This window comes from Exiguobacterium sp. UBA3968 (assembly GCF_002385115.1).
Lineage (GTDB): Bacteria > Bacillota > Bacilli > Exiguobacteriales > Exiguobacteriaceae > Exiguobacterium_A.
Genome location: NZ_DGCW01000005.1, coordinates 577,192 through 603,475, shown reverse-complemented (window position 1 = coordinate 603,475; position 26,284 = coordinate 577,192). Strand labels below are relative to the sequence as shown.

Genomic DNA, 26,284 nt, shown 5'->3' with positions numbered 1-26,284 from the left:
TTAGTCCTCCTCAGAATATGGTTCGATGATTGTTTCAATTTCTGCTACAGAGTTTGCTTCTAGCAAACGTGTGACATCCATTTGATTTCCTAAAAGATTCGTCAGCTGGCTTAGCGCTTTTAGATGCGTTGTTTGATCAATGGCGGCAAGAACAAAGAACAAACGGACTTCTTTATCTTGTGGAAATAAAACAGGTTCTTCTAATTTCAAAATACTCATTCCTAGTTGAAGTACACCGTCTTCTGGTCGTGCGTGCGGAATCGCCACATTTGGCATCAAAACAATATATGGACCATGAGACTCAACGTTTTGAATCATCGTCTCGATGTACGACGGTTGAATTTTCTTCTCGAGCAGTAAAGGGCTTGCTGCCACTCGAATGGCATCCATCCACGAATCCACACGTTGGTGTAGCTGTATTTGGTTTGTTGTGATTAAATCATTTAGCACCGGTTGTCCTCCTTGTAGCAGTTTTTGTTGTTTTGGAAATAATAACTGATTTAAAGCCTGTCGCAACGCCGATTCACTATCGATCGTTGCATGTTGTTTGATGACAGCAATTAAATCTTCCAATTGAATTCCATCTGCTTGGTTTCGTTTTAGAAAACGTTGCTCTACCGAACGTCTTAATGTAATTTGCTCAAAACGTGTCGGCAAGGTAGGTACAAGCATGACATCTGCCTGCAAATGAATGCTCTCTTCTAACGGAACTGTCGTAAAAATGACATCGATGATTTCAACGAATTGACCGACTTCTCGTTGTGACACCGGTGGTAAGAATACAATCTCAGGAAATTGATTTTTGAGAATGTAATCGAGCATATGCGATACGCTAATCCCACTTGGACAGACGACAATTGCTTTTAACTTTTTATCCAATTGCTCTCCTTGCTGATTTAGATGTGTAGCAAAGTGAAGCGTATAGTACATGACTTCGACATCTGGTATATCTTGATTCATCAATTTGCGGAATGGTTCTAGTGCTTTCGATACAAGAACATGTAAAACTTGATGTTCTTCCATGACATACCGCTTCAATTCCGATGAAGATTCCAAACCTGAATAAAGGCGTTGCATCGTAGCTTTCGAGTGAAGTACTAACTTTTCACAAAGAGCTTCTTTTTCGATAATGAAAGTGCAAGAAATCGTCTCAAAATGAGTAATTACCTCATGCATGACTGCAGAAAGGCGAATATGAAGATCTTTTTGAATTTCCTCTTCTATCTTCGGACCGCTTTGAATAAGGAGATCTAACGTATCAACGAATAGTGTTCGTTCTTCGAAATACGAAATGAGTGTCAAATCAATGTCTTTCATGAACAGCGGTTCTTCACTCGGAACGATTTCCTTTATTGCTAGCGATCGACCCATCATCAAAAAATAAGAAAGTTTTTCTCGATGCTCTTCTACAAATTGAAATTGTTGTTGTGCTTCATATGATTCGATTTGTTGTTTCGCTTTAATTAAACGCTCTGACCAATCATCAACGATCATAGCCATCAAATCATTTTTCGTAGAAAGTCGAATTAAGCGCTCAATCGCTCGATACATATACAAATAAATAGTTTGTAGATGTCCGTAGAAGTGATATCCATCTTTTCGAGAATAATTGAGTGTAATTCCAAATTGAACGGCATCTTTTTTCACAGCGTTTAAGCTTTCTTGCACAGTAAATTTCGATACATTCAACAACTGTTGATAATGAACGGAAGATACAAAATCGTCTTCCATCATCGTATAGAACGTGATCAACAATTCACGTTCTTCTTCCGAAAAGATTAATTCAGCCTTCTCTAGCTTTTCTCCAATCCCCTTATCAGCTGGAATCGTTAAAATCGATCCATTCACATCAATCAATGGGAAGTGATGATATCCTAGCCATTCCTGAATACGTTCGATTTCATACTCCAAAGTGCGTTTGGAATACGGTAAGATCGTTAATAAAAATGGAATTTGTACGATCTCTTCATGAAGAATCACATGAAGGATTCGTTTGCTTTTCTCGTTCAGTAACATTAGTGGAGGCCCTCCTACGCATTCAGTATAAAACGAAAACAGTTGCTTTTTGTAAGCGTTTACGATTGAAGTTTGTTCTGGCTCATGACAAAAAACTGTCTCTACTTTTTCTACACAAAAAAACACTCATTCGCTACATGAGTGTTTTACAAGCAATTTAATTTTTATTTGTACTTTACCATACTAAAACAAGCATCCTGTTCTGTAACGAACAAATATTCATGGGCATGGTAGACTTTACTCTTTTACTAACTCGTAAAATTGATACGTATTCTTTCCTGACGACTTAGCGGCATATAGCGCGACATCTGCCTGCTGTAGCAAGACTTTTAACTCTGGACGAAATTCGGTGTCATATATCACAATCCCGATACTTGTTGACACTCGGTAGTCTGTTTCCCACTCACTTAACGAAGTGACGATCCGCTTCGCGAGTCGCTCCCACTCTTCCCTTGAATCGGCATGACCGAAATGGAGGATGAACTCATCGCCTCCTAGGCGCACGGCCATCGCATCGTCTTGTTCGCGCACGAACTGTCGCAGACGTTGCGCGACCTCTTGCAAAACAATGTCCCCCGTCTCGTGTCCAAAGACGTCGTTGACTTGCTTAAAGCCATCGAGATCAAGGAAGAACACCGCTCCTGTCTGTCCGGGATAATCCTCGAACTGCTTCGTTAAGTAGCGCCGATTATACAGTCCTGTCAACGCATCCTTCCAAGCATGACGCTCAAGCTCTAAGTAGTACAAAAAGAGTCGGACGATCCGTTGCAATAGCTGAACATTCTTCTGTTCATACAAGCTGACCCGATTATTGATCGCACATAACGTGCCGAACGTTTCCCCGCTCGTCAAGACGATTGGAATCCCTAAGTAGGACCGGACGTGAGCCTCCTCCAAACCTTTTCGCCAATCGCCGAGTTGTTCCGCGTTCGGAATATCTTCGAGGACGACCGGCTGTTTCGTCTCGAAATCAACCAGTTTACATAATGATTGGTTCAATTCAATCTGCATGCCTTCTACCATCGGAATATCTGCTTTATCGTTTGCAATCTTTAACATCCGTTGTTGTCCTGCTTCGATTGCTGATAAGTACAACATCTGATCCGGTAAAATCTCTTTTGCGAAATCGAGTACATCGTCTGCGAGCTCATCAAAATTTTGATACATCTTCAATTCTTCAAATGGTTGATTCATACAGCACCTCATTTCAAAGTCGTCTTCTGCGGTGTCTCTGATTTGAAAATTTGATACATATATTACCACTTTCTCTTTTTGAAGTCGTCTAAACCTCTGTCGCTCAAAAGCGTCCGATGGTCCTATTTCTACATTCAAATGAGAAGGATTATCATTTTTTTATTTTTGTATAGTTTATAGAAGTAAAAAACCGTTCCAGGTAATTCCTTGGAAAATGGCGTTGCGTCTTCCAAATTCGTTTGCTATGATTCTCAGTGAACATGACAATGATAATCATTATCACTTATTGAGAACAGATTAATCACGTAGACATACATAATCCATCTGCTGCTCAATCCGTGATTTATGTGTTATCAAATCAAATATGAGGAGCTGAGTCATCATGGGGAAATGGAAAACACCACTCGTCGTGAGTTCGCTTGCTGTTTTACTCGCAGCATGCGGGAACGCAGGAGAAGCAGACACGAAGAAGGACGCAGAGGCACCAAAGACGATCAAAATCAAAGACGCACATGGAACGGTCAACGTTCCGGTTGATCCGAAGAAAGTCGTCGCACTCGATAACCGGACATTTGAGACGCTTGCCGCATGGGACGTCGAACTTGTTGCAGCACCAGTCGGACTGCTCCCGGCTGAGTCACCTTATGCAAAAGATAAGGATATCGTCGATGTCGGCATGCACTTCGAACCGAACCTCGAAGCGATCGCTGGTGTCAATCCGGACGTCGTCATCGTCGGGCAGCGTTTCGCTGATCATTATGAAGACATCAAAAAACTCGTTCCAAACGCCGCTGTCATCGATCTTGATATCGCATTGCCGGAAGACTCTGGTACGCCAGGTGAGTTACTCGTCAAAGGACTTGAAGATACGACAGAGACACTCGGACAGATCTTCGATAAAAAACAAGAAGCGGATCAGCTCGTGACGACACTCGAGCAATCGATCAAAGACGTCAAAAAATCGTATAACGGACAGGACAGCGTCATGTCGGTCATCGTCTCGGGTGGCGATATTGGATTCTCAGCGCCGATGAGTGGACGTGTTTTCGGACCGATGTATGATTTGTTCGACTGGAAACCAGCGCTCGAAGTTAAACAAAAATCAGGGAACGATCAAGGTGATGAAGTCTCGGTCGAAGCGATCGCTCAAAGTAACCCGGACTGGCTACTCGTCCTTGACCGTGACGCGCCACTCGGAAACGCAGAAGGTGCCGTACCGGCGCAAGATGTCATCGACCGTGCGCCTGCTCTGCAAAAAACGAAAGCAATCAAAGACGACAACATCGTCTATGCACCAAAAGATACGTACTTAAATGAATCGATCCAGACGTACTCGGAATTCTTCACTGACATCGCGAAAGCGCTCAAGAAGTAATGGCACATGCACAGCAACAAATGAATGGAAGAGTTGAGCCACCCGCTCGACCTTCCTTTTCTGTCGTTTGGACGAAGCCGTTCGTCTTGACCTTATGTCTCGTCTTAGCGCTCGCTACGGCGTCCCTCTTCACGGGCGTCTACGAACTACGGAGTGCCGCGAACGATTTCGATATGTTCTGGATCACGCGCGTTCCGCGGACGCTCGCCTTGATGCTGACCGGTGCTGCGATGGCGATGGCAGGACTTGTCATGCAACTGATCACCCAAAACCGGCTCGTTGAACCAACGACGACGGGAACGATCGAATGGGCAGGACTCGGACTGTTAGCCGTTTACTTACTCGTTCCGGCACCGTCGCTAATGATGCGGATGACCGGTGCTATTCTTTTTGCATTCATCGGGACGATGGTCTTCTTCTGGTTTCTCCGTTCGGTCCGACTGCGGTCATCATTAATCGTCCCAATCATCGGTCTCATGCTCGGAGCCGTCATCTCTGCGATTTCGACGTTCCTCGGCTTGTTCTTCCGTGCCAGTCAGGCAATCGAAGGCTGGTTCGTCGGTTCGTTCGCGTCCGTTCAGATCGGTCGCTACGAGTATCTCTGGATCATCATCGGAGTCACGGTCTGTATCTTCTTCCTTGCGAGTCGCTTGACGCTCGTTGGGCTTGGCGAAGACATCGCGACGAGTCTCGGAGTCAACTACAACCGGCTGATGCTGATTGCGACCGGACTAATTGCCCTATCCGTCGGTGTCGTCGCGACTGTCATTGGCAATTTGCCCTTCCTCGGCTTGATCGTTCCGAACATCGTCTCGATGTTTCGCGGTGACGATCTTCGTAGTAATTTGCCGTGGGTCTGTCTGATTGGCATGGCAACGATTCTAATTAGTGATCTGATTTCACGCACGATCATCCGCCCGTTTGAACTGCCGGTCTCCTTGATTCTCGGAACGGTCGGAGCAGCAGTCTTCATCATCATTCTGTTACGTCGGCGGAAGACTGGAGGTGTCAGATGAGTACCGCGATTAGACAACAAGAACATACAAGAAATCAACCGAGCGTTACACGTGAAACCAATCGCCGGGCGTCTGCCTTTCAGTCGAAACGACTCGAGCGCCGCTACTGGATTCTCCTCATCCTGTTCCTTAGCGGCGGAGTGTTCAGTACGATTGGTCTCTTGCTCTACAATAATCCGGTTCCGGTTGATTCTCCGTCCTTTTGGCCGGTCGTCGAACGCCGGATCACGGCAGTCATCACGATGGCGATTGCAGCAATTTGCCAAAGTCTCGCGACCGTCGCCTTTCATTCGATCACAAGCAACCGGATCATCACACCGTCCCTGCTTGGTTTTGATGCCCTTTACTCAACGATCCAAACATCGATGATCTTTTTCTTCGGTGCGGGAGCACTCGTTGGCTTTACCGGCACGAGCGCCTTTTTGACACAGGTCGCGATCATGCTCGCGATGAGCCTCTTGTTATACGGATGGTTATTGTCTGGTAAGTACGCGAACTTGCAATTGATGTTACTCGTCGGAATCATTCTCGGTACTGGTCTCAACTCGCTGTCGTCATTCATGCGAAAGATGCTCGCGCCGTCCGAGTTCGATATCTTACAAGCGCGCCTGTTCGGTTCGGTCACGAATGCCGACGCAGCTTACTTCCCGATCGTCATTCCGGTCGTCCTCGTCGTTGGTCTGTTGCTCTACTTTTCGTCCGGACGACTCAACGTCGTCGCACTCGGAAAAGAGGTCGCGACATCGTTCGGTGTCAATCATCGCGGCAGTGTCATCTACTTCTTGATTTTGATTTCACTCCTGATGTCGATGTCGACGGCTCTAATCGGACCATTGACGTTCTTTGGTTTCTTAGTGGCGACGCTCAGTTATCAAGTCGCTGCGACATACGATCATAAATATGTTTTCCCGATGGCATTCGCAATCGGCTTCTTCGTTTTAACGACTGCCTATTTCTTCATGTATCACATTTTCAACACGCCAAGCGTCGTCTCCGTCATCATCGAACTGTTTGGCGGGCTGATTTTCCTTATCGTGTTGCTTAGAAAGAGGTCCCTATGATATCACTCGAACAAGTTAAAAAATCGTATACAGACGATGTCAGAATCGGTCCAATCGACTTAACGATTCCAAAAGGCGGTTTCACGGCTTTGATTGGTCCAAACGGCGCTGGCAAGTCGACGACGTTGATGATGATCGGCCGTTTGCTTGATCTCGATGCCGGACAGATCGAAGTCGCCGGGATGGACGTGACAAGTAGCAAATCGAAAGACTTAGCAAAGATCATCACCATCCTGCGACAGGAAAATCATTTCGTGACCCGGCTGACAGTCCGGCAGCTCGTCGGCTTCGGACGGTTCCCTTACTCGAATGGTCGCTTGACGGCTGACGACGAAACGATCATCTCGAAATACATCGATTTTCTCGAGCTGACGTCGCTTGAGAACCGCTACCTCGACGAATTATCGGGCGGACAGCGACAACGGGCCTATGTCGCGATGGTACTTTGCCAGGAAACGGAATACATTCTACTCGACGAACCCCTCAATAATCTCGATATCGCCCGTTCGGTCCAGATGATGGGGTACCTGCGACACGTCGCTGATACGTTTGGACGGACGATCATCACCGTCTTGCACGATATCAATTTTGCTGCGAAATACGCTGATCACATCTGTGCGATGAAGGACGGACAAATTGCTGCATTCGGAACAGTCGCCGAAGTCATGAATGAAGCGCTATTATCCGAGATTTTCGAGACACGGCTTGAGATCATCGAAGGTCCGTATGGTCCAATTGCTGTATATTGATACTTAATAGAAATGAGGAATGAACGATGCAGATCGATTGGCTACCACTAGAACAAGTGACGCAAGAGGGCGAACATACCTATACGTTTCATTTGAAACGCCCGGATGATTTCGTTTGGGAGGAAGGCGCACACACGCATATGGCACTGGAAGGTTTTAATGCAGACGAAAAGCCGAACCGCAGTCTGATCCGGCATATGTCGATTTCGACGCTCCCTCATGAAGGAACGATCGGGATCACGACACGGATCAAACCGGAATGTTCCGTCTTTAAGCAGACACTTCAGCAACTAAAAATGGGTGAGAAGATTGCTTTGTTTAAGACGCATTCGAATATTCCACTGCGTCGGGAAGGTCGTACAGTGTACTTACTCTCAGCAGGCGTTGGTTTGGCAACGTTTCGTCCAATCATCTTGCAATATCAGACTGACAAAAATGGCATTCCGCACATGCACTCGTTGAACGTTGATTCTACGCGAACTGAACTATTCAAGACTCAGCTTCTTTCACATGAGCAGTTTAGCCCTGCTTATGTCGAAAATCGCTCTGCTTACTACGATGCTATCAAAGCGATGACAGCGGACAAGGAAGGTTTGTTCTACATCGTTGGTAGTGATGAATTTCTCCGAGATACGATTAACGTGTTACAAGGTGCTAACATTCCAAAGGCTCAGATTATGATTGATAAACGCCAAGACCAATTGGATACGTTTTTGGCATGAAGAAGACCGGGACATTCACACTGTCCCGGTTTCTTTTTGTTCTGATAGATAAAGGATCACTTATCCGAAAATAAATACAATGGGTAAGAATAATCCGCTCATCAAGAGCATCCCTACTATGACAGCGATACTCGATTTGAAAACCGACAACGTTTCGTCCTCTAAAGGCTGAAGCCGTTTTATAGGAATGAGCATGGTCAATGAAGCAACGACTAATGCAAGTGGCTCAAGAATCGTTCGGCTCATCGATAAGAACAAATCGATCATTAAAAAGACATTCAATACAAAGAAAAATCCTAATAAGCGAATAATCATGGCTTTATTCATATGTACTCCTTCATAGCTACTATCTATTTGATTTGTTTCATGAAACAGAATGCACTCTAATCATAGCGCTTCAAAGAATAATTTTGGAAACGCATTCAAATAACTGGTGATTTGATATCGTTGTAAGTCATACTGACAGTAGGTATTAGAAAAGGAGTGTTGAAGATGGAATACAAAAAAGGACTCGAAGGCGTCATTGCCGCTGAAACACAAATCGGTTTAGTCGATGGAACATTAGGTCATCTTATCTATCGTGGACACTGGGCAAAGGAACTCGCATTATCTTATTCATTCGAAGAAGTGGCGTATTTCATCTGGAACGGTGCATTCCCGACTGAATCGGAACTTTTGACATTCAAGGAACAGATGACAAGCTATCGTGAACTTCCTTCTTACGTAAAGACGATTCTCGATACATTGCCGAACGAGATGGATGTCATGAGCACGATGCGCACGGCAATCTCTGCGCTTGGTACACCCGCTTTCGCTTGGCCACCAACAATCGATCAAGCGATGCACTTAACGGCACTCTTACCAACGATCATCGCCTATAAGTATCAAAAAAATCAAGGCGCTGACTTCATTGAACCGAATCCGGAACTTGATCACGTCGCGAATTATATCTATATGATCAAGGGACACTTACCAAGTGACGTTGAGATCAAAGCACTGACAGCGTATCTGATCTTAACAATCGAACACGGCATGAATGCTTCGACGTTCGCTTCTCGTGTCGTCGTCTCGACGGAATCGGAAATGATTTCCGGTGTCTGTGCCGCGATCGGATCCATGAAAGGGCCACTTCATGGTGGTGCCCCTTCAGAAGTCATTGAGATGATTGATGAAATTGGAACGATCGACAACATCGAACCATGGATCCGGAACAAATTAGAAAAAGGCGAAAAACTGATGGGCTTTGGTCACCGCGTCTATAAAACACGTGATCCGCGTTCAGAAGCTTTAAAAGTCGTCTCAAAAGATCTCGCACAAGAAAGCGATTGGTTCAATCTGATTACACAAATGGAGCAAACAGCAATTGATTTACTCGAAGAGTACAAACCGGGCAGAAAACTCTATACGAACGTCGAGTTCTTTGCGGCAGCCGTCTTAAAAGGACTCGATATTCCGAAAGAACTGTTCACACCGACGTTCACATCTAGCCGCATCATCGGTTGGACGGCACACATCCTTGAACAAGCAGGAGACAACCGAATCTTTAGACCACAATCGTTGTATACGGGTCCGATGCCAGAAAAAGCGGCTAAGTTTTAATCCGCCTTCTTTTTAACAATTTCTTAAAAAAAGTGGAGCGATGTATAGCATCGCCCCACTTTTTTTATGTTTTATTCAACGACTTTCTCTAATGTTAAATTCAATATCTCTACTTCACATCCTGCCGCTTCTACATCCGGGCTACAGGCGTACGGTCCGATCTTCAAATCGGTCACGTCATGTAAGTGTGCGATCCGGAGCTGCTCTTTGTACGTTCCTGTTATGTGATAAAGTGTGACGTCTTGATTGAGATAATGAAGTTCAAAGACAAGCGGCGCATCAAATAGTGTATTGTCGACATCTCGACACGACCAGTCCGAGTACCCAAAACTCGTCACGACGGCACCGAGATGTGATGGACCATCCGGAATGAATTCAGCCGAGACTTTCACCCAGTGATCGTCATTCACATATAGCAAAATCCCCGCTTGATCATATGTAGCATTCGGTTTTAATTTCACTTCAATCCGGCATTTGAATTCTCCACTTGGAGCATCCTGTAACAGCGCATGCCCCGTCAGACGGTTGAACTGATAATGGGTATTGCGCCAAAAATCCGTATCCGGATCCGTCATGAAGCGTAACGGTGTCTCCTCTTTAATACGCGACGGTTGATTGAGCCAATTCATCAACATATCCTCCTTTTTCTCAACGCCCTCTTAACTTCCGTAACTTTCGATAGCCACGAATGAGCATATCGAGCATACAATCCCTCCTATTTTCTATGAACCCTCAGACTACTTTACGAAGTCGTTGCATATCCTTATATAAAGCCGATCGTTTCAAACGTCTATTCCGTATTAAGTATTGCACATCTGACCGGTTATCGTACATCAGTTGGATATGGAAATAATTGATATATTCAAGAATCGCAAAAATATATAAAAACAAGGTGATTCGTAATCCATACACCGGAAGCTCAGATTGAAAACGCATCCAATCGATTCCGAACGTGCACGTCGTCAGAACGAATAGAATAATATTGATGACACGACAGTGGCGTAATCGTCGGACGACCGGTTCTCGGGTAATTGACGTTCCTTCTTTCTTCAGACGTCTCCACTTGCTATACCAATACCAAGCTCCCTGAATCAACAACAGTTCGAACAAAAACAGTGACATCCAAAATTCACTGAGTTCAAATAATTGAAGTTGCGGAAAGACACGATTACCAAACCAGCTGAGTGGTAAAATCGTGATGACCGTGAACAATTCCCCTCGGTATAGATAGGCGAAGCGCTCGGCAACGATCTGCCTCATGGCGCCACCCAGTCAATCCGGAATTTACTTCCTGGACCAAGTAACGCAATCAAAGGACGATCTTCTGCAATCACGCGTCCGAGGACGTTGATTCGCTCATCCGCCGGCAGATCACGTTTCGTGATTTGAACCTCGCCCGCATAGCGTCCGTATCTTTCATTATCGATCGTGATCGTCCCAAGCGGACGGGCAGACGGATCTTGCGGTGTTAGATCGATTGTCGACTTATTCATCCGCGACTCGACGGACCGAATGACATCCCGCGCCGGATCAAATCGATTCGTTTCCGTATCCCGTTGTTCTTGTCGTCCGTTCGCGAATGCCCGAAGTACGATGACTCCGTCTTGCTCTGCTTCAAATTGCCGAATCGTCGCTTCCGTCAACCGTGGATCGCCGACAAGGATTCGGTCGACAGTCGCTATTAAGTCCAGATAACTTGCGAACGGTGCCACTCCCCGATGGTCTTCAAGTGTCGTTAACGTCTCGAATAACGGTCCGCGAAGTGTTCCGTCGCCCGGTATGAATGCTTGGACGCGTAATCCTTGCGCCTGCAACCAGGCATTTTTTTCGTCAAACCACGTCCGGTCGAGTCCGGTTTCCGGTCGCGGATAAAAGTTATGCCACGCTTCCGTACGTTCGAGTTGCAGACCATGTGCCTTCATCTCAGTTAATTCGTCTGCCGTTAAGGTACTGGCATTGAGTGCGACCATCATCTGGTTCGATAATGTCGCGATTTGTTGCGGGTTGATTCCGTAATCAAGACGCAGTCCCGTCACGCCCCAGTCCGTTAAAGTCGCTGCCGTCTCCCACGTCTTACCGAGCGTCGCGAGCGACGCCGGTGCGATATCCGCCACGAGCTCATATCCGAGTGTCTTTGCTAGGCGTCCGAGCGCTTGCAACCGTTCGACGTAAAGAGAGGAATCGTCCTCCGGAATATGCAGTGATGTAAAGAGCGACGTGAAGCCAACAGCGCGCATCCGCTGTAGCCACTCGCTCGTCTCGTTTGTGATCGGTTCACTTAAATAGATTGATAATCCTTTCATCGACTCACTCCTTCTCTTCTCTACTTAGAGAAAAAGCAGCTGATTCCTTCTTTTGGGAAGGATTCAACTGCTGGTCAACACCTTAAATACCGTCTGCCATCTCTTCTTTGAAACCGAACCAGTACGTGAACAGGAATCCTGCCGCGTACGAGATGACGAGACCACCGATGTACGTCAAGTACATCCCGTTGTCGATCAACGGTGTCAATGATAACCCGGATACGCCGACGCCAAGCGCCGTCGTCTTCATCGTTGCTTGGAAGGCACCACCGACTGCTGCGCCGAGACATGCCGTCACGAACGGACGACCGAGCGGCAACGTGACCCCGTATAACAATGGTTCACCAATTCCGAGGAAGCCGACCGGAATCGCACCTTTGATGATGTTACGAAGGCGCGGATTGCGCGTCTTGACGAAAATCGCCATCGCTGCCCCGACTTGACCCGCTCCTGCCATCGCAAGAATCGGTAAGAGTGGTGTGTTGCCAATCGTGTTCAAGAACTCGAGATGGATTGGTGTCAATCCATGGTGGAGACCGACCATGACGAGTGGTAGGAAGAAGCCGGCAAGCACGGCTCCGGCGAGTGGTCCACCGACCTCAAGTACGGCATTGATTGCTTTCATGATGCCGTCTGATAACAGTCCAGCAACCGGCATGATCGCATAGAGCGAGGCAAATCCGACAATCAGCACCGTAAACAGTGGCGTAAAGATGATATCGATCGATGCGAACATGAAACGACGGATATGCTTCTCAAGATATGTCATCAGCCACGCGGCAAAGATGACACCAAACAAGCCACCCCTGCCCGGAACAAGCGGTTCCCCGTAAATCGTAATGTCCGCAAGCACTGGGTTGAACAAAATTCCGCCCGCGATTGCGCCGAGTACCGGCGTCCCACCGAACTCCTTCGCCGTGTTCCAGCCGACAAGGATCGCAAGATATGCAAAGACCGTCCCACCGATCAATAATAATATTTGCATCCAGGTCTGTGTTGCATCGACACCCGCGTTCTTCGCGAAGTTGGCTCCCCCGTTGATGATACCGGAAGCAACAAGACCCGGAATGAGCGGGATGAAGATGTTCCCGATTCGGCGCAAGAAGCGCTTGAACGGTGACTGTTGTTTCGCTTTTACTTTTTGCCGTTCGACGGCAGCCCGTTCTTCTGGCGTCAAATTCGGATCAACAGACTCTTCCCCGATTGCGAGTCCCGTCTCGCGACTTAAGTGATCTGCCACCCGATTGACCGTTCCCGGACCGACGACGATTTGTAACGTTTCGTCATCGATGACCCCCATGACCCCATCAATCTGTTTTAGAGCATCGATATTTGCTTGCGTCGGGTCCTTTAACGATAAGCGAACTCGCGTCATGCAGTGCGCAAGCTGTCGAAGATTATCTTTTCCACCGACGTGCTCAAGGATCGCCTGTGCCAGCACTTCTTCCTTCTTCATCGTGTTTCCCCCTTAGAGTGCGTCTCGGACGAATCCGTTCGCTTGCTGTAATCGTTCGACGGCTTCCGTGTACGGAATGTTTGCGAGAATCATGACGATCGCCGTCTTAACGTGTCCGTGCGCTTCATGGAAGATCCGTTCCGCCGTTACGGCATCGACTCCTGTCGCCTCACTGATCATTCGCTTCGCCCGGATCTCGAGTTTTTCGTTCGTTGACTGGACGTCGACCATCAGGTTTTGATAGACCTTGCCAACACCGATCATCGCCGCCGTCGAAATCATGTTCAAGACGAGCTTTTGCGCCGTTCCAGCCTTTAGTCTTGTTGACCCCGTCAAGACTTCCGGACCTGTTTCGACTTCGATCGCATAACGCGCGTACCCACTGATGACCGCATTCGTGTTGCAAGAGATCGCTGCCGTCACCGCTCCAACTTCCTTCGCGTAATCAAGCCCACCGATGACATACGGCGTCCGTCCGCTTGCTGCGATCCCGATGACTGTATCACGTGCTTCTAACTGGAGCGCTTTCAAATCATCGACGGCAAGTGTCCGACTATCCTCAGCTCCCTCAACGGCTTTAATCAACGCGCGTTCGCCACCAGCGATCAAACCGACGACCATATCTGGTGAGACCCCGAACGTCGGTACACATTCTGCTGCATCAAGAATCCCGAGCCGCCCGCTCGTACCAGCACCGATGTAAATCAAGCGTCCTCCGGCATTAAATGACGTAATGACATGTTTGACGACTTCCCCGATGACCGGTATCTGCGTTTGAATGACCGTTGCGACCGTCTGATCCTCGGCATTCATCACGCGCAACACATCTTCGACCGACATATCGTCGAGATGCATCGTGCGCTGATTTCGACGTTCCGTTGCTAACTGATCTAACATCTGCTTCACCCTTTCTGTTATCCCTCCCTTTATTATACAATTAAGAAATTTTAATTCAATATTTTTTATTTAATTTTGAAATTAAATTTCTATATACAATAATAAAGTTCTTTTCTTCTTTTTCAGGATGGATCAGCAGATTTCCTGCGGGCTTCGCTGACCATCTCTTTTGAAAAATCGAGTAAGGAACAGACTTGGTCGCGACCGATCGTTTCAAGGAGCAATGGGATTCGTGGACCTAGGGTTGATCAATCGTCAGTTGATAGAGCAGCGTCGCATAGTATCATTAATAAACAAAAAGCTGATTTTCACCCGTTAGTTGCCTAAAGGACAAAAATCAGCTTCCTATGAAACCACTTTTTACATCTCATGTTACTAGTAGCATCATTCGTACCGGAACCTGCATGAGGCTCTAAGATATTTATTGAAGAAGTCGTTCACCAGAGGCGTAAATCATTTTAATTTCTCTTCCATATCCTCTACTGAACTAGAACTGTCGCTATTCTTTTCTTTCTCCTCAACGAGATATTCGATATCATATGTACCCGGCTCGATCGTACCGCCTTGTACCGTTTGTTTGAGAACGACGGTTTCTGATGCTTTGACGCGTTTCTTTTGTTGGCTTGTTTTACTCTGTTGCTTTCTTGAATCGAAGACGACAGTCCTTGATTTGCTCTCACGAACGATGACATTCAACAAATGCCCAGAGCGAGCTACGACATCAAATGCATGGTCTCCTGTGTTCGTCAATTTGTATTCAAAGACGAGTCCCTCTTTCGTAGTCCCTTTGAAGGATGTCTCATTCGTCTCACTCCCACTTTGCGGTTGGATCATACAACCGGTCAAATAAAGAATCATAGGGATCAACAACCATTTTTTCATCTATAAAACTCCATTCTGTATAAAGAAATTGCTGAGTTACTCCCATCCTGGAAGTGGACGCGGTGGCTCCTCGACGAAGGCACGGTATCCGTCGAAGCTCATTCCTTGCCGTTGTGGATTGTGGTTGCGAATCAAAGGATCACCCGTCTCGTCCTCGTTTTGCCAAAATCGATGTTCCGTTTGAAAGACCTTGATCGACGAATACTGGAATCGCTCTGCCATTAAATATTCTCGAACCGATTGCATCACTTTTTCAAAGCGCGCATCCGAGTCGTAGCTAGCGCCGAGACTTTCTTTATCTTGTTTCCCTTCGAAAATCTTAACCGAGAAATAAGCATTCTTCTTCGCAATCGGGTACTCGATTTCAACGCGAACCGAGTCGACGAAGCGAATCGGTCGAGGTTTGCTCATTTCCTCTACGGAATTATGGTCCTCTACATAATAATCATCCGTCGCAATCGAGAACTCCTTGAACTCCCAGAACATATCCCCTTGCGCAATGATCGCATATTCGAGGAATGTGCCGAAGTTCTGTCCGATCGGGTCAGTCTCCTCTGTCGACAACTCATGAAACATCCAGTGCATATACGGCGTCTCCTCCGTCTTCGCATCTTCCGTATGGATCAAGACGTATCCTTCGTTCATTTCGCCAATCATCAAGAAATGATCGTAGTCTTCATGGATCAGGTCGTCCTCTTTAGCCTGGATCGTCATTTCAATGACTTTTTCAAGCGGATAGAGTTCGATGCCGAGACCTTGAATCATGAACAACTCCGCTCCGTCATGTAAACGAAGGAATGTCTTATATTCACTTGGTAACGTTAGGTTGAACTGTTTTTCAAACGACTGAATCGCCTGTTCCGTCACCGAGTCATTCAAATTGAATTGAGCGACTCCAGTGTCGTATCGCCGCTGAATGAAGGTCGACCCGTGATTGATTTTTTGTGATAAGACGTCAAGTATCGCTTCGATTTGGTTCATTTGTTTCATGGGTCCCATCCTTTTCGTTTTCGCATTCGTGAATGATACGACTTCACCTTATACACCATACCATTTTTTCAATTATTTGGTGTATTCCATTTTACTCTTTCTGTGGTATTCTCGTTCTAATATCATTAAAAAAATTGCATTCGAAGAGGTGACTCATGTCTAAATCATCATCGATGTTGCTCATATTACTTGCTGCGATCTTTTGGGGTACGACGGGGACCTCACAAGCCTTTGCGCCAGAAGATGCACACCCGATTGCAATTGGTGCCGTTCGTCTGGCTGTCGGCGGACTGTTCTTACTCTGTCTCGTTCTCTTCAAAGGAACGCTGACGTTACGCGACTGGCCACTGCGGACGATTTTACTTGCTGCCGTCAGCATGGCAGCTTACCAGCCCTTGTTCTTCTCGGCTGTTTTAATGACGGGTGTCGCCGTCGGTACCGTCGTCGCGATCGGTAGCGCGCCGATTTTTTCCGGATGCATCGAGTGGCTGTTCCTAAAAAAACGTCCGGCGTTGCTGTGGTGGGCATCGACCGGATTATCGATCACCGGTTGTCTGTTGCTTCTGAACAATCAAGGAACGGTCGCAATTGATCCAATCGGAATCGTCCTCGCACTAGGTGCCGGACTATCGTTTGCCGGGTATACATTCGTCAGTCGAGACCTCGTCAAGACACACGCGCCGCTGTCGGTCGTTGCCGTCATTTTCACGACGAGCGCTGTTCTGTTGTCACCTTTACTCTTCTTATTCGATCTCTCCTGGCTGTTCACGTCACGTGGTGCCAGAATCAGCCTCCATCTCGGCGTCGTTGCGACCGGAATCGCTTACTGGTTATTCGCGAAAGGACTATCGAACGTACCATCTTCGACTGCCGTCACTCTCTCGCTCGGTGAACCATTGACGGCTGCCTTGCTCGGTGTGTTCGTCCTCGGCGAACAGTTAAGTGGCACGGCTTGGTTCGGGATCTCGTTATTGTTACTCGGTATCGTCTTATTGATCAGTTCGTCTCGCCTAGCAACGCGCCAAACCGTTTTGATAGAAGAACGACAAACTCGGACAGGAGGCTAAATCATGCAAGAAATCACGCTTGAAAAACTGCAGTTTCGCGAGGATTACAACATCGGACTCGATCAGTTCTTGATGGATGTCGCAAATGGTAACAGATTGATATTTCATTTCCGTGGGCATACGGAGGAGACGATGGTCATCGTTGGTGACTACAGTTGCAATTACTTCCGATTGACCTTCGAAGCGGATGCGATTCTGCTTCGTTCACCGGACCTCTATGAACTAAAAGAAGATGTCGAGATCAATCCGATTCCACTTCTGACGCTGACCGACTCTAAACTACTGACGTTTGCGCATGAACTGATGGGACTCGATCCTGCAAAAGACTGGGTCCATTACTGGCTCCGCGCATTCGAGCAGGATTTTCATGTCTTGTCTCCCCGTCCACCAATTCTGACGGACCTCGGACATAAACGCAGCGATGCGATCGTCACGTATTCATTTGATTCGTTCAACGCTGAATGACATAAAAAAGCCCTACCTCGCCAAAGGTAGGGTATTTCTTCGTCCCGCTGCAACGACTCGCGCTAAACGGTTCCCTTTATTATACATAAACAGGCAGCGTCTTTTCAATCGACTGGACAGAGTCGATTGGACTGAAGCGCTTGACGACCTGTCCTTTCCGGTCGACGAGGAACTTCGTGTAGTTCCATTTGATTTTCGACGACAGCAAGCCGGACTGTTCTTTCTTCAAGAACGTATAAAGCGGATGCTCGTCCGGTCCATTGACGTCGATCTTCTGAAACATCGGAAACGTCACGCCATAGTTCAGCTGACAGAACTGCATCGTCTCTTCCTGACTCCCGAACTCCTGCTGATTGAATTGATCACACGGAAATCCGAGCACTGTGACTCCTTGTTTCTCATATTTATCATAAAGCGCCTGTAGTTCGCCAAGTTGTTTGACGAGCCCACACTTACTTGCTGTGTTGACGATCACGAGGACTCGTCCAGCATAATCACTTAGCGAAACAGTTTCTCCTGCTGCATTTTGTACGATTGCATCATATACGGTTTGCATGCATTTCAACTCCTTTGTCCTGAGTATAAAATGAAACGCGCTACCTGTCGTTTTCAAGCATGTGCGTAATGCTTTACTAAATCGTCTCTTCTTTATCGCTTAGTTTGATGACGAACGGTAGAATCAAGACGAACAATAGACTGACGTATCCGAGCGATAAGTAATGTTGCGAGTCTTTTGAAATGTATTGCTTCACGCCGCAGTTCGGACACGCTTTCCCATGTTTCGCAAATCCGACAGCGAGCACTTCTTTCGTTTTGAACTTATATTGGCAATTCGTACAACGTACCATCTGACCATCTCCTTCTTCCTTATCTACTGGTGGATTCAGGAAAAAGTTTCATGAAATTGAAGGTAACCGACATTTTACTTCATCGATTCTTCCCAGTCGCTCAACCGAATCAGAAACGGCAAGAACAGGACGAACAAGAGACTGATGTTCCCGAGTGAAAGATAAAATTGTGACTTCCGGGACATGTATTGTTTCACGCCACAGTTCGGACATGGTTTGCCTTTCCCATGTATTGCAACACTGACAGCGAGTACTTCTTTTGTGTTGAACTTATACTGACAATTCGTGCAGCGTGCCATGACATCATCTCCTTTTCTGTTATCTACTTATAGATTTTGGAAAAGGTTCAGTCGAGTGGACGGGTTGTAAACGCATCTTCAAAAATTCATAGCTTCCACCGTTCGTCGCCTGTTGGAATCGTTCGACGGGAAGGAAGCCACTTTTCGTGTACAAACGAATCGCCCGCTCATTGAATGTCGCGACAGCTAATTCAATTTGTTTAGGTGCATACCGATCCATGATGAACGCAAGACCGGCTTCTAAAAATGCCGTCCCATTCCCTTGCCCCGTCTAGTCCGGTCGCATGCCAAGCCCGATGACAACGACGTCTGCGTTTGGTTCGAATACATAGTAGCCAATCAATTCATCCCTATTCAACACAGCGAAGTAATGCTCGGTCCGCTCCTCTGGATTGAGAAATTCGGCTAAGTCGTCTACGTCGTTTGGCATATCATAAAATGCAAACGGACCATCATACTACTACTCGTAGGCAATCTGTTCTGCCTGCCGTTGCGTTAGCGGTGAAAAGACATAGTTCATCGCGTTTCAGCTCCTCTTCGATTCGTCAACGCGATCGATTCTTTCGATAATCAAGCACTAGTGGCGACAAATTCAAGATGATCGAGATGAACGTCAATACCCATAGTGCCCGCTCCATGCCCGGTACGACGTCTTGTAATGCCGCCCAGTCCTCCCGTGCGACGAATTCTGCGACGAGTCGGTATTCGGCGCACAAAGTAAGTGCCGTAAAACTCAGTCCGAGCACCATCAGGAAACGATAATCCTTACCGATCAAATAAAAGATGATGTTCAGCGCGGTAAATCCAATCGCCACTAACCCAAGCATGATCCACATTGAATCGTCTCCTCCTTATTCCACCTCTTTATTTACTATATTTGGAATCTGTTAATTGGTATATCCGCCTTCAGTTGGATTTCACAACTTTTTGATAGATTTAATGACAAATGGATATCATTTGTAAACGAATCTTTCGAGCGATATACTCTTACTTTCACATCCGCTACTTAGGAGGAGATTACGAATGGAATCGCTGAAGGAGTCATATGTAAAGCTTGAAGGATACGTCGTCGTCAAAAAAGATGGTGGACATGTGCCACACGAGGAATTTCTCGTTGAATTCACTAGCTGGCTGGAGACAAAAGGTCGTGGCTGGACAGGACTTTCTACTCAAGTCGATCAAGACGGCAACGCCATCGACAACATCAAATAACTACATACCGCAAAAGACCGGACGAAGGTGCATTCCTTTGACCGGTCTTTCCATTACTACTCCATGAAATTAATCTGTACCCCGATGATTTTTTTATCTCGATTTTTCTTTACTTTCAGATCATAGATGCCGTCTCCGTATCCGGACTCGGTCATGATACCGGCTCGCAACAATTGGACGTCCTGTTGACCGAAAAAAAGTTCCTCAGCTAATTTTTCCTGACGAAACATAGTCGCATCACCAATCAGTACAAATCCCGAATCAATCGTGATTTCATGCGAGCGTGTCCATCTGCCCGTCGGCTGGTCAATCCCTTCATACACAGTAAGCAAACGGACCGTTCCATCTGAATCATATGTAACGGAAGCTGTCCATGTTCCAGACTTCACTTGTTCCAAGATAATCGATGCTGCGTCCTTTTCATTCGAATCCGTCACGAGCAGTCGACTACTAACACTAAAAGTTCCAATTGAAATCTTTTTATTTGCCCGGTCGCGTAACATCTCTGATTCCACCCATTCGTTAAGTGAGGAAGAACAATATTTTTCAAGTCCTTTTTTCGGATGCCACGTAAAGACGAGTTCTTGTAGAAAACGGCGTCGAATCCGGTAGCATAACCGTCTACCATCTAAATGTTCGCCAAAGCAAATCATATCCTCCGGTAAACCATCTGGACGATTTGCGTAATGGTGGATGATGTCTTTTACTTCAGCATGACTCGATTCGGTCGGTATCGAATAGAGTTGCCAGTCATGAAAGGCTGGACCATTTGATTCCTGCATAAGCGAAATGTAATCCGTCGGGAATTTTAAACCGAGGATTTTTTCTGCACGCTTTAGATCGATTAGTGATACACCCGGGCGTTTAGACGATGGATTGATATGTCTGATGGCTGGCTTCATATATTACCTCCGATAGTTGAAGAATGAATTTACTCTTCATCCTCAGGTTCATACAGTTCATCATTGATTTGATAAATAATTATTTCTTCCGGCATATTTTGGATGACGTTTTCTAACGAGTTCATCGATACATCGTTTGAGCATATGAAAAAACCACAACCGTCATGACCAGGCTCGATAAGTACCGATGGATGGGTTCGATCAAACGAAGCAACTGACAGATATTGTTGGAACCCCCAATGCCGCCTTTCCACAAACGTAAATTTTAAATTATCGTAATTCGAAATCACATAGAAGACATTCTCTTCTCCTAACCAGTACGTCTCGTGAACGACGCGTCTGAGTGCTTCCTTGTTCTTTAACTCGACTGTAAAATAGACAAGCGGATCCATATGATGTTTGCGATTCGGATAAACTGTTCGAATGGTGTAGTCAATATCATGTAGCTGAAATAACTGCTGACGTCTTTCTCTTAATACATATTCATCTGAAAAATACAGATACAGCGGAAAATCATTTCGATGCTCTAAAAACTCAAACAAAATTTTCTTCGTCGGTGTAATACATTCGTCTCCCTCTGACGGACTTATTAAATATGCAGTTCTAATTGAATCATCCACATCTAAAAATGACCAAATAGACGTCCTAAATCATCCGTTACTTCATACTCTTCGATCCAGATCCTAGTCATGTTTTTCTCCCTCAGTATGTATAAGTACATCATTAATGTTTATCTTTTGACTACTATTCGTATCATCCTGCTTAAAAATATACTTTGTGCTAATCAAAAACTCTTTCGAAGTTTGTACTTTTTTTAAGTATGTCATTTCAAAGGGATTTTTGATATTGCCTTAATTTAATCTAGAGTGATTCTCAAGAAATTTTTTCGAATTTTCACATCAACTATTTAATGGTTGTCCAACAACGGTCAATCGAATACCAACTGTAAATTAAGCACGTGACCTTTTTTGACGGAGACTTTTACACTTGAAAAATGATGCAATAACTACATCTCAATATTCATATACGCTAAGTATTCGATCGTTCGATTTATAACATCAGACCTTGTCGAATAATATGTACTAAATCAGCTAAATCCGCTTCGTATCATGAGTCAATTTGGGTTAGAATAAATATGGATATAAAAAACATAAATGAGACAATTAGGAATTAATGTGATGACTGATAAGGGAGGTATATATCGTGGACGAAGAAAGGAAACATACTTTCAAAAATAGTCGTTATAACAGACGAACTACTCAAATGCGATGGATCATCGGAATCCTTGCGATCGTATTAATTGGCGGTTCCTATTCGCTAGGCATGTATGCTAAATCGTCACAGGCTAAAAAAGAGGTTCCTTCAACTGAGCCGAAAGCAAAAAAATCAGAACAAGATCGTGACACACCTGAAGCATCTGATCCGAGAGATCTCGCATCTTTTGGACACGGAACGAACGTAGAGCAAACAAACAATAATTTCTCACCAGAAGATGTACAAAACGCTTTAGACACAGGAAAACCTATTGTTGAAAATGCTATTTCATCTACGACTGAATTGGTTGATCGTATTGTTGAAGAGCAAAAAGAAATGAAAAAGTCGGAGAACCTACGCATTAAGGACTTTCAAAAAACCGTTACTCAAGATGTCAGAGATCGAGTAGATACGCAGGTTGAAATACTGAACAAAGCTGCGCAAGTTGCTCACACGATGGCTTCAGGAGCATACATGGCGCAAAATAAAGGCGTTCCATTCAACAATGCGGAAAAAGTAATAGCCGAGAAACTGGAGTCTCTTTCGCAGAACTTATTGGATATGGCGTATAGCTTAGAAACATATACGGTTTCCAAAAGTTTTGAAACATGGAACGAAGCTTCGGACTATTTACCCAACCGAGAAGAAAAGTCGCTACTTGCGATTCCTCTGAACGAAGCCATCCTTAATGCTTCTACTAGCGAGACTTCTAAAAAGGCTTCTGATACCTCTGCGATAATGAGCGACGATGACGGAGCATTAATCGCGGAGTTCTTGGACGGTCAATATCAATTGACATCGATGCTAAAAGAAGCGGATGAAAAGTATTATGAAATGTCGCTCGAATATCCAATAGAAGGCGATGACTTAACGACTGGTGATTCTTTATACCTCATGGTGAATGGCATGTCGGAGAAAATCATTGGTATTCAAAAATCACCAACAGCGGACGGCAGTATAAAATCCATTGCTAATACACTATCAACTGCGATCATCGAAATGCAATCTACTGCATCTGAATTAATGAGTTCAGAAAGACTACTCAAGAGTGATGAAATGACAACGCGCCAAGACGGATACTACAGAGGACAAGAAGCAATTCAAAAATTAAACGAGTTGAACAGCAATTTAGATACATCTGGATTCTCGACTCTTGATTTACCTACGCCGGATATCAACGGCATTTAAAAAGATGTACACTAAAGGCACTCAGATGCCTTTTCTTACAGACATGAATCAAACGTATGTACGCAAGAGGAAGAAGTTACAACATGAAGATTTACAAACACCGAATGGACGTTGGAAGGTCCGCTTGAATCTCGGGTTCGATGAGACGGGCAAACGGATCCAGCGCTCGTTCTCACCTGAACGAAAGAAAGAAGTCGAATTTTGGGTCGCGGATCAGTTGCGGCAACGACGGGATGGCTACATCCGAAAGGTCATCAATACGCATCGCGTTGAGGACATACTGAAAGTTTGGCTCGAGGATCACGTACGTCTAACGAAGGCAGAAACGACCTATCACTCGTATGTGAATATCGTCAAGGTGATCCAGGAACGTCTCGGTCACGCGGATGCCACTCTGACGATGGACACGTATGCTCACGTATTGCACACCTTGCAGTCCGATACGGCGAATCAATTCGAACATTTACTGGAAAGAAAAAGAACCGCTCAACCGAGCGGCTCATGAGGAAAAAGTCTATTTTTCAGACCTACTGTGCAATGAATGTGCAATAGCGATCATATGAATATCAAGTGTCGCTTAAGCCTGCGGACGTTTCCGACGCAAACCATAATATTGATAAAACTGAACTTCGATGTTCCCGTTGTACAGCTTCCGGCGCTTCGTCGCTGGACGACCATACGCTTTTTCGAACTCAACGTACGACGTGATCATATAGACACTGTAGTATGGGAATTCTTTATATGCCGTTCCGATCTTGCGGTACAGTTGATGTACTTCACGCGCGTCTTCGAGACGTTCTCCGTACGGCGGGTTTCCGATGATGACACCAAAGTCTTCCTTCGGTTTGAAGTCTGCCGCGTCACGTTGCATGACGTTGATCGCATCGCGGACGTCTGCGAGTTCTGCGTTCGTTTTCGCAAGCTTGACCATCTCTGGATCGACATCGCTTGCGTAAATTTTCAGTGGTTTGTCCCACTCCGCTTTTTCGTTCGCTTCGTTGATCGCATCGAACCACGCTTTCTTCGGAATGCATTTCCACTCTTGTGAGACGAACTCACGGTTGATGCCTGGTGCGATATTACGCCCGATCATCGCCGCTTCGATTGCCAGGGTGCCTGAACCGGTGAAGACGTCGTAAAGCGGCATATCCGGCTTCCAGTTCGTCAGCATCAGCATCGCTGCTGCCATCGTTTCTTTCAGTGGAGCTGCTGAGTGGAATTCACGGTATCCACGTTTGTGTAATGCGTCGCCTGACGTATCGATCGTTAATGTTGCGATATCCTTTAACAAGGCGACTTCGATCGGATAGCTTGCGCCGGTCTTCGGCAACCATTCCGTTCCTTTGTTGTACTGCTCTTGCATGTGCGAGACGATCGCTTTCTCAGTGATCTTTTGACAGTCACGGATCGAGAACAGCTTCGATTTGACCGAACGACCGTTGACGATGAAGTTCGCATCCCACGGCATCAATTCGTGCCACGGTAGTGCCTTGACTTGATCGAACAATTTTTCGAATGTTGTCGCGCGGAACTCAGCAACGACAAGTTTGATCCGGTCCGCTGTCCGGAGCCACATGTTCAAACGGGGAATGTCCTCCATCTCACAATCGATGTAGACCTTTCCGTCTTCGACCGTACACTCGTATCCTAACGCACGGACTTCTTTTGCGACGAGCGCTTCGATTCCCATCGCCGCTGTCGCGATGACTAAGCGTTTTGCCATATCGCGTTCACTCCTTTATCGTTTCTTCCACAGTATCGTTTCATTGCAATAAAAAAAGAGCCCAGGGTGGACCTGGACTCTCGTTCAACTTAAAAATAACAGCCTATGTGGTCCTGTAAGCCATGTTCTGTTCCTTAGTGTTCCAAACGGTTTGACCCTCACACGCAGGCGACAATCATCTATCTCCGTATTTGCATACGCTCTCCATTGCGTTCAGTTCCGCTCCGGAAATTCCCCTACCAAATTTGGGTTTCTCGCTCGTGGGGTTTACCTCGTTCCACCTTCATGGTTTCCCATGAAGCTCCGTCACTGTGGCACCTTCAAGAAGTTTCGGCCATATCCGAAGACTTAGGCGTTCCTTCTGCCGTCAGCTTGACGCTGCCTACACTTATCTTTTAGTGTAGCACGATCACTACAGCCATCGCAGGCTGTGCGAGCATGGACTTTCCTCAAAGCATCGAAATGCCCCGCGATTGTCCGAACCAACATAGTCACTGCTTATGAGTGTAGCGTAGATGCCGCTTTCCTGCAAGAGGTAATTCTCGTTTTACAAACGAAAAAGTTGCGTCCCTGCCTCATTTCACGGTATAGTACAAGAGTTCAGAAGGAGGCATGCAGCATGAAAAAACGACGCTCTGGTACGAACCGGCGAACGGTTCGCAAGTTGACATTCCTGATCGAGATCGACGAGATCAAGGCACTTCATCTGCGAAACGGCATCTTCGCCTTCTATCGTCAAGGAGAGCTCATCCACGCGTTCGAGCCGTTCAACGTCAAGGCGCCCGATGCACTCTCAAAACGTAGCTATCATTTCGATCAACACGATATCTTGCTTATGAACGAACGGTTCCCTGAGCAAATCCCGTTGTATGATGAAGCGATGACGTTACGCTCTTGGGCCGACCAGGTCGCTTATGGTTTATACCAATTGATCGATTCCAGTCGCCTGTCGTTCGTCCATGAGGATGACACAGGATACAAGATGGAAGCGATGATCACATGGACTGGAGAGGCATTGACGCCTCCGACGCCCGTCTATAAAAAAGGAAAAGACCCGAAGTAACCT

At 46.1% G+C, this 26,284-nt stretch carries 29 protein-coding genes, 1 other RNA gene and 1 pseudogene; 12 read left to right on the top strand and 19 right to left on the bottom strand.

Annotation, left to right across the window (positions count from 1 at the left end; translation table 11 throughout):
• Positions 1 to 2,016 carry a BglG family transcription antiterminator gene (locus B3S86_RS04730; protein ID WP_290749674.1) on the bottom strand — a complete coding sequence of 672 codons (2,016 nt, stop codon included), beginning with the start codon at positions 2,014 to 2,016 and terminating at the stop codon, positions 1 to 3.
• Between the two features lie 237 nt (positions 2,017 to 2,253).
• Positions 2,254 to 3,210 (bottom strand): sensor domain-containing diguanylate cyclase, encoded by a 957-nt coding sequence (locus tag B3S86_RS04725; RefSeq protein WP_290749671.1) that lies wholly within the window; start codon positions 3,208 to 3,210, stop codon positions 2,254 to 2,256.
• Positions 3,211 to 3,592: 382 nt separating this feature from the next.
• Here B3S86_RS04725 and B3S86_RS04720 point away from each other — a divergent pair, with 382 nt between their 5' ends.
• The 5 genes from B3S86_RS04720 to B3S86_RS04700 are packed head-to-tail and all read left to right on the top strand — an operon-like array spanning position 3,593 to position 8,133.
• Entirely contained in the window at positions 3,593 to 4,585 is a 993-nt protein-coding gene (locus B3S86_RS04720; protein ID WP_056060816.1) for a siderophore ABC transporter substrate-binding protein, read from the top strand.
• Between the two features lie 20 nt (positions 4,586 to 4,605).
• A complete protein-coding gene (locus B3S86_RS04715) occupies positions 4,606 to 5,601 on the top strand; it encodes an ABC transporter permease (RefSeq protein WP_290753189.1) in 996 nt (331 codons plus the stop codon).
• Positions 5,598 to 6,662: an iron chelate uptake ABC transporter family permease subunit gene (locus B3S86_RS04710; RefSeq protein WP_035408411.1), complete on the top strand. Its 1,065-nt coding sequence runs from the start codon at positions 5,598 to 5,600 to the stop codon at positions 6,660 to 6,662. The genes B3S86_RS04715 and B3S86_RS04710 overlap by 4 nt, the downstream gene beginning before the upstream one ends.
• A complete protein-coding gene (locus B3S86_RS04705) occupies positions 6,659 to 7,411 on the top strand; it encodes an ABC transporter ATP-binding protein (RefSeq protein WP_290749668.1) in 753 nt (250 codons plus the stop codon). The genes B3S86_RS04710 and B3S86_RS04705 overlap by 4 nt, the downstream gene beginning before the upstream one ends.
• A gap of 26 nt (positions 7,412 to 7,437) precedes the next feature.
• Entirely contained in the window at positions 7,438 to 8,133 is a 696-nt protein-coding gene (locus tag B3S86_RS04700) for a dihydropteridine reductase (RefSeq protein ID WP_290749665.1), read from the top strand.
• 60 nt (positions 8,134 to 8,193) lie between these two features.
• Here the strand turns inward: B3S86_RS04700 and B3S86_RS04695 are convergent, their stop codons facing one another.
• On the bottom strand, positions 8,194 to 8,460 hold the full coding sequence (locus tag B3S86_RS04695) for a hypothetical protein (protein ID WP_290749662.1): 267 nt from the start codon (positions 8,458 to 8,460) through the stop codon (positions 8,194 to 8,196).
• Between the two features lie 165 nt (positions 8,461 to 8,625).
• On the opposite strand from B3S86_RS04695, the gene B3S86_RS04690 reads away from it, so the two are divergent.
• Positions 8,626 to 9,732: a citrate synthase/methylcitrate synthase gene (locus tag B3S86_RS04690; protein WP_290749659.1), complete on the top strand. Its 1,107-nt coding sequence runs from the start codon at positions 8,626 to 8,628 to the stop codon at positions 9,730 to 9,732.
• 71 nt (positions 9,733 to 9,803) lie between these two features.
• Here B3S86_RS04690 and B3S86_RS04685 read toward each other — a convergent pair whose 3' ends face one another.
• The 7 genes from B3S86_RS04685 to B3S86_RS04655 form a co-directional block, all read right to left on the bottom strand.
• Entirely contained in the window at positions 9,804 to 10,361 is a 558-nt protein-coding gene (locus B3S86_RS04685) for a DUF1349 domain-containing protein (RefSeq protein ID WP_290749656.1), read from the bottom strand.
• Between the two features lie 103 nt (positions 10,362 to 10,464).
• Complete coding sequence (locus B3S86_RS04680; protein ID WP_290749653.1) at positions 10,465 to 10,992, bottom strand: general stress protein; 528 nt, start codon at positions 10,990 to 10,992, stop codon at positions 10,465 to 10,467.
• Positions 10,989 to 12,035, bottom strand: coding sequence for a DUF871 domain-containing protein (locus tag B3S86_RS04675; RefSeq protein ID WP_290749650.1), 1,047 nt, complete (start codon positions 12,033 to 12,035; stop codon positions 10,989 to 10,991). Before B3S86_RS04675 ends, B3S86_RS04680 begins: the two co-directional genes overlap by 4 nt.
• Positions 12,036 to 12,117: 82 nt before the next feature.
• On the bottom strand, positions 12,118 to 13,491 hold the full coding sequence (locus tag B3S86_RS04670) for a PTS transporter subunit EIIC (RefSeq protein WP_290749647.1): 1,374 nt from the start codon (positions 13,489 to 13,491) through the stop codon (positions 12,118 to 12,120).
• A 12-nt stretch (positions 13,492 to 13,503) separates the two neighbouring features.
• Complete coding sequence (gene murQ, locus B3S86_RS04665; RefSeq protein WP_290749644.1) at positions 13,504 to 14,397, bottom strand: N-acetylmuramic acid 6-phosphate etherase; 894 nt, start codon at positions 14,395 to 14,397, stop codon at positions 13,504 to 13,506.
• A gap of 444 nt (positions 14,398 to 14,841) precedes the next feature.
• Positions 14,842 to 15,270: a BsuPI-related putative proteinase inhibitor gene (locus B3S86_RS04660; protein ID WP_035408429.1), complete on the bottom strand. Its 429-nt coding sequence runs from the start codon at positions 15,268 to 15,270 to the stop codon at positions 14,842 to 14,844.
• 36 nt (positions 15,271 to 15,306) lie between these two features.
• The gene (locus tag B3S86_RS04655; RefSeq protein WP_290749640.1) at positions 15,307 to 16,260 is read right to left on the bottom strand and encodes an SMI1/KNR4 family protein; all 954 of its coding nucleotides are present in this window, start codon (positions 16,258 to 16,260) and stop codon (positions 15,307 to 15,309) included.
• A 155-nt stretch (positions 16,261 to 16,415) separates the two neighbouring features.
• Here B3S86_RS04655 and B3S86_RS04650 point away from each other — a divergent pair, with 155 nt between their 5' ends.
• Both B3S86_RS04650 and B3S86_RS04645 read left to right on the top strand, forming a co-directional pair.
• A complete protein-coding gene (locus B3S86_RS04650; RefSeq protein ID WP_290749636.1) occupies positions 16,416 to 17,327 on the top strand; it encodes an EamA family transporter in 912 nt (303 codons plus the stop codon).
• A 3-nt stretch (positions 17,328 to 17,330) separates the two neighbouring features.
• Positions 17,331 to 17,792, top strand: coding sequence for a hypothetical protein (locus B3S86_RS04645; protein WP_290749633.1), 462 nt, complete (start codon positions 17,331 to 17,333; stop codon positions 17,790 to 17,792).
• Between the two features lie 79 nt (positions 17,793 to 17,871).
• On the opposite strand, the gene B3S86_RS04640 is transcribed toward B3S86_RS04645, so the two are convergent.
• The 5 genes and pseudogenes from B3S86_RS04640 to B3S86_RS04620 form a co-directional block, all read right to left on the bottom strand.
• Positions 17,872 to 18,348: a glutathione peroxidase gene (locus B3S86_RS04640; protein WP_035408435.1), complete on the bottom strand. Its 477-nt coding sequence runs from the start codon at positions 18,346 to 18,348 to the stop codon at positions 17,872 to 17,874.
• A gap of 76 nt (positions 18,349 to 18,424) precedes the next feature.
• Positions 18,425 to 18,640, bottom strand: a complete 216-nt coding sequence (locus B3S86_RS04635; protein WP_290749629.1) for a hypothetical protein — start codon at positions 18,638 to 18,640, stop codon at positions 18,425 to 18,427.
• Between the two features lie 74 nt (positions 18,641 to 18,714).
• Positions 18,715 to 18,939, bottom strand: a complete 225-nt coding sequence (locus tag B3S86_RS04630) for a hypothetical protein (RefSeq protein ID WP_290749627.1) — start codon at positions 18,937 to 18,939, stop codon at positions 18,715 to 18,717.
• Between the two features lie 19 nt (positions 18,940 to 18,958).
• Positions 18,959 to 19,459: pseudogene (locus B3S86_RS04625) on the bottom strand (GNAT family N-acetyltransferase).
• A gap of 25 nt (positions 19,460 to 19,484) precedes the next feature.
• Positions 19,485 to 19,775 (bottom strand): hypothetical protein, encoded by a 291-nt coding sequence (locus B3S86_RS04620; RefSeq protein ID WP_290749625.1) that lies wholly within the window; start codon positions 19,773 to 19,775, stop codon positions 19,485 to 19,487.
• Between the two features lie 187 nt (positions 19,776 to 19,962).
• On the opposite strand from B3S86_RS04620, the gene B3S86_RS04615 reads away from it, so the two are divergent.
• Positions 19,963 to 20,151 (top strand): hypothetical protein, encoded by a 189-nt coding sequence (locus B3S86_RS04615; RefSeq protein WP_290749622.1) that lies wholly within the window; start codon positions 19,963 to 19,965, stop codon positions 20,149 to 20,151.
• Positions 20,152 to 20,207: 56 nt separating this feature from the next.
• On the opposite strand, the gene B3S86_RS04610 is transcribed toward B3S86_RS04615, so the two are convergent.
• Positions 20,208 to 21,053 carry an SMI1/KNR4 family protein gene (locus tag B3S86_RS04610; RefSeq protein WP_290749619.1) on the bottom strand — a complete coding sequence of 282 codons (846 nt, stop codon included), beginning with the start codon at positions 21,051 to 21,053 and terminating at the stop codon, positions 20,208 to 20,210.
• A 29-nt stretch (positions 21,054 to 21,082) separates the two neighbouring features.
• Positions 21,083 to 21,673: a hypothetical protein gene (locus tag B3S86_RS04605; RefSeq protein WP_290749616.1), complete on the bottom strand. Its 591-nt coding sequence runs from the start codon at positions 21,671 to 21,673 to the stop codon at positions 21,083 to 21,085.
• A gap of 583 nt (positions 21,674 to 22,256) precedes the next feature.
• On the opposite strand from B3S86_RS04605, the gene B3S86_RS04600 reads away from it, so the two are divergent.
• Both B3S86_RS04600 and B3S86_RS04595 read left to right on the top strand, forming a co-directional pair.
• A complete protein-coding gene (locus B3S86_RS04600; protein WP_290749613.1) occupies positions 22,257 to 23,495 on the top strand; it encodes a hypothetical protein in 1,239 nt (412 codons plus the stop codon).
• Positions 23,496 to 23,520: 25 nt separating this feature from the next.
• On the top strand, positions 23,521 to 24,000 hold the full coding sequence (locus B3S86_RS04595; protein ID WP_290749610.1) for a hypothetical protein: 480 nt from the start codon (positions 23,521 to 23,523) through the stop codon (positions 23,998 to 24,000).
• Between the two features lie 72 nt (positions 24,001 to 24,072).
• On the opposite strand, the gene B3S86_RS04590 is transcribed toward B3S86_RS04595, so the two are convergent.
• On the bottom strand, positions 24,073 to 25,218 hold the full coding sequence (locus B3S86_RS04590; RefSeq protein WP_029341397.1) for a THUMP domain-containing class I SAM-dependent RNA methyltransferase: 1,146 nt from the start codon (positions 25,216 to 25,218) through the stop codon (positions 24,073 to 24,075).
• A gap of 111 nt (positions 25,219 to 25,329) precedes the next feature.
• Positions 25,330 to 25,703, bottom strand: an RNA gene (gene rnpB, locus B3S86_RS04585) — RNase P RNA component class B.
• A gap of 134 nt (positions 25,704 to 25,837) precedes the next feature.
• On the opposite strand from rnpB, the gene B3S86_RS04580 reads away from it, so the two are divergent.
• Positions 25,838 to 26,281, top strand: coding sequence for a hypothetical protein (locus B3S86_RS04580; protein ID WP_029341396.1), 444 nt, complete (start codon positions 25,838 to 25,840; stop codon positions 26,279 to 26,281).
• The last annotated feature ends 3 nt before the right edge of the window (positions 26,282 to 26,284 follow it).

Excerpts from the sequence above, each read along its gene's own strand:
- B3S86_RS04660 (WP_035408429.1), bottom strand. The coding sequence starts at position 15,270 with ATGAAAAAATGGTTGTTGATCCCTATGATTCTTTATTTGACCGGTTGT.
- B3S86_RS04670 (WP_290749647.1), bottom strand. The coding sequence starts at position 13,491 with ATGAAGAAGGAAGAAGTGCTGGCACAGGCGATCCTTGAGCACGTCGGT.
- B3S86_RS04720 (WP_056060816.1), top strand. The coding sequence starts at position 3,593 with ATGGGGAAATGGAAAACACCACTCGTCGTGAGTTCGCTTGCTGTTTTA.
- B3S86_RS04710 (WP_035408411.1), top strand. The coding sequence starts at position 5,598 with ATGAGTACCGCGATTAGACAACAAGAACATACAAGAAATCAACCGAGC.
- B3S86_RS04705 (WP_290749668.1), top strand. The coding sequence starts at position 6,659 with ATGATATCACTCGAACAAGTTAAAAAATCGTATACAGACGATGTCAGA.
- B3S86_RS04730 (WP_290749674.1), bottom strand. The coding sequence starts at position 2,016 with ATGTTACTGAACGAGAAAAGCAAACGAATCCTTCATGTGATTCTTCAT.
- B3S86_RS04675 (WP_290749650.1), bottom strand. The coding sequence starts at position 12,035 with ATGAAAGGATTATCAATCTATTTAAGTGAACCGATCACAAACGAGACG.
- B3S86_RS04620 (WP_290749625.1), bottom strand. The coding sequence starts at position 19,775 with ATGTGGATCATGCTTGGGTTAGTGGCGATTGGATTTACCGCGCTGAAC.
- B3S86_RS04680 (WP_290749653.1), bottom strand. The coding sequence starts at position 10,992 with ATGAGGCAGATCGTTGCCGAGCGCTTCGCCTATCTATACCGAGGGGAA.
- B3S86_RS04725 (WP_290749671.1), bottom strand. The coding sequence starts at position 3,210 with ATGAATCAACCATTTGAAGAATTGAAGATGTATCAAAATTTTGATGAG.
- B3S86_RS04635 (WP_290749629.1), bottom strand. The coding sequence starts at position 18,640 with ATGGTACGTTGTACGAATTGCCAATATAAGTTCAAAACGAAAGAAGTG.
- B3S86_RS04610 (WP_290749619.1), bottom strand. The coding sequence starts at position 21,053 with ATGAAGCCAGCCATCAGACATATCAATCCATCGTCTAAACGCCCGGGT.
- B3S86_RS04615 (WP_290749622.1), top strand. The coding sequence starts at position 19,963 with ATGGAATCGCTGAAGGAGTCATATGTAAAGCTTGAAGGATACGTCGTC.
- B3S86_RS04590 (WP_029341397.1), bottom strand. The coding sequence starts at position 25,218 with ATGGCAAAACGCTTAGTCATCGCGACAGCGGCGATGGGAATCGAAGCG.
- B3S86_RS04655 (WP_290749640.1), bottom strand. The coding sequence starts at position 16,260 with ATGAAACAAATGAACCAAATCGAAGCGATACTTGACGTCTTATCACAA.
- B3S86_RS04630 (WP_290749627.1), bottom strand. The coding sequence starts at position 18,939 with ATGGCACGCTGCACGAATTGTCAGTATAAGTTCAACACAAAAGAAGTA.
- B3S86_RS04685 (WP_290749656.1), bottom strand. The coding sequence starts at position 10,361 with ATGAATTGGCTCAATCAACCGTCGCGTATTAAAGAGGAGACACCGTTA.
- B3S86_RS04715 (WP_290753189.1), top strand. The coding sequence starts at position 4,606 with ATGAATGGAAGAGTTGAGCCACCCGCTCGACCTTCCTTTTCTGTCGTT.
- B3S86_RS04690 (WP_290749659.1), top strand. The coding sequence starts at position 8,626 with ATGGAATACAAAAAAGGACTCGAAGGCGTCATTGCCGCTGAAACACAA.
- B3S86_RS04640 (WP_035408435.1), bottom strand. The coding sequence starts at position 18,348 with ATGCAAACCGTATATGATGCAATCGTACAAAATGCAGCAGGAGAAACT.
- B3S86_RS04595 (WP_290749610.1), top strand. The coding sequence starts at position 23,521 with ATGCCTTTTCTTACAGACATGAATCAAACGTATGTACGCAAGAGGAAG.
- B3S86_RS04695 (WP_290749662.1), bottom strand. The coding sequence starts at position 8,460 with ATGAATAAAGCCATGATTATTCGCTTATTAGGATTTTTCTTTGTATTG.
- B3S86_RS04700 (WP_290749665.1), top strand. The coding sequence starts at position 7,438 with ATGCAGATCGATTGGCTACCACTAGAACAAGTGACGCAAGAGGGCGAA.
- B3S86_RS04580 (WP_029341396.1), top strand. The coding sequence starts at position 25,838 with ATGAAAAAACGACGCTCTGGTACGAACCGGCGAACGGTTCGCAAGTTG.
- B3S86_RS04645 (WP_290749633.1), top strand. The coding sequence starts at position 17,331 with ATGCAAGAAATCACGCTTGAAAAACTGCAGTTTCGCGAGGATTACAAC.
- B3S86_RS04650 (WP_290749636.1), top strand. The coding sequence starts at position 16,416 with ATGTCTAAATCATCATCGATGTTGCTCATATTACTTGCTGCGATCTTT.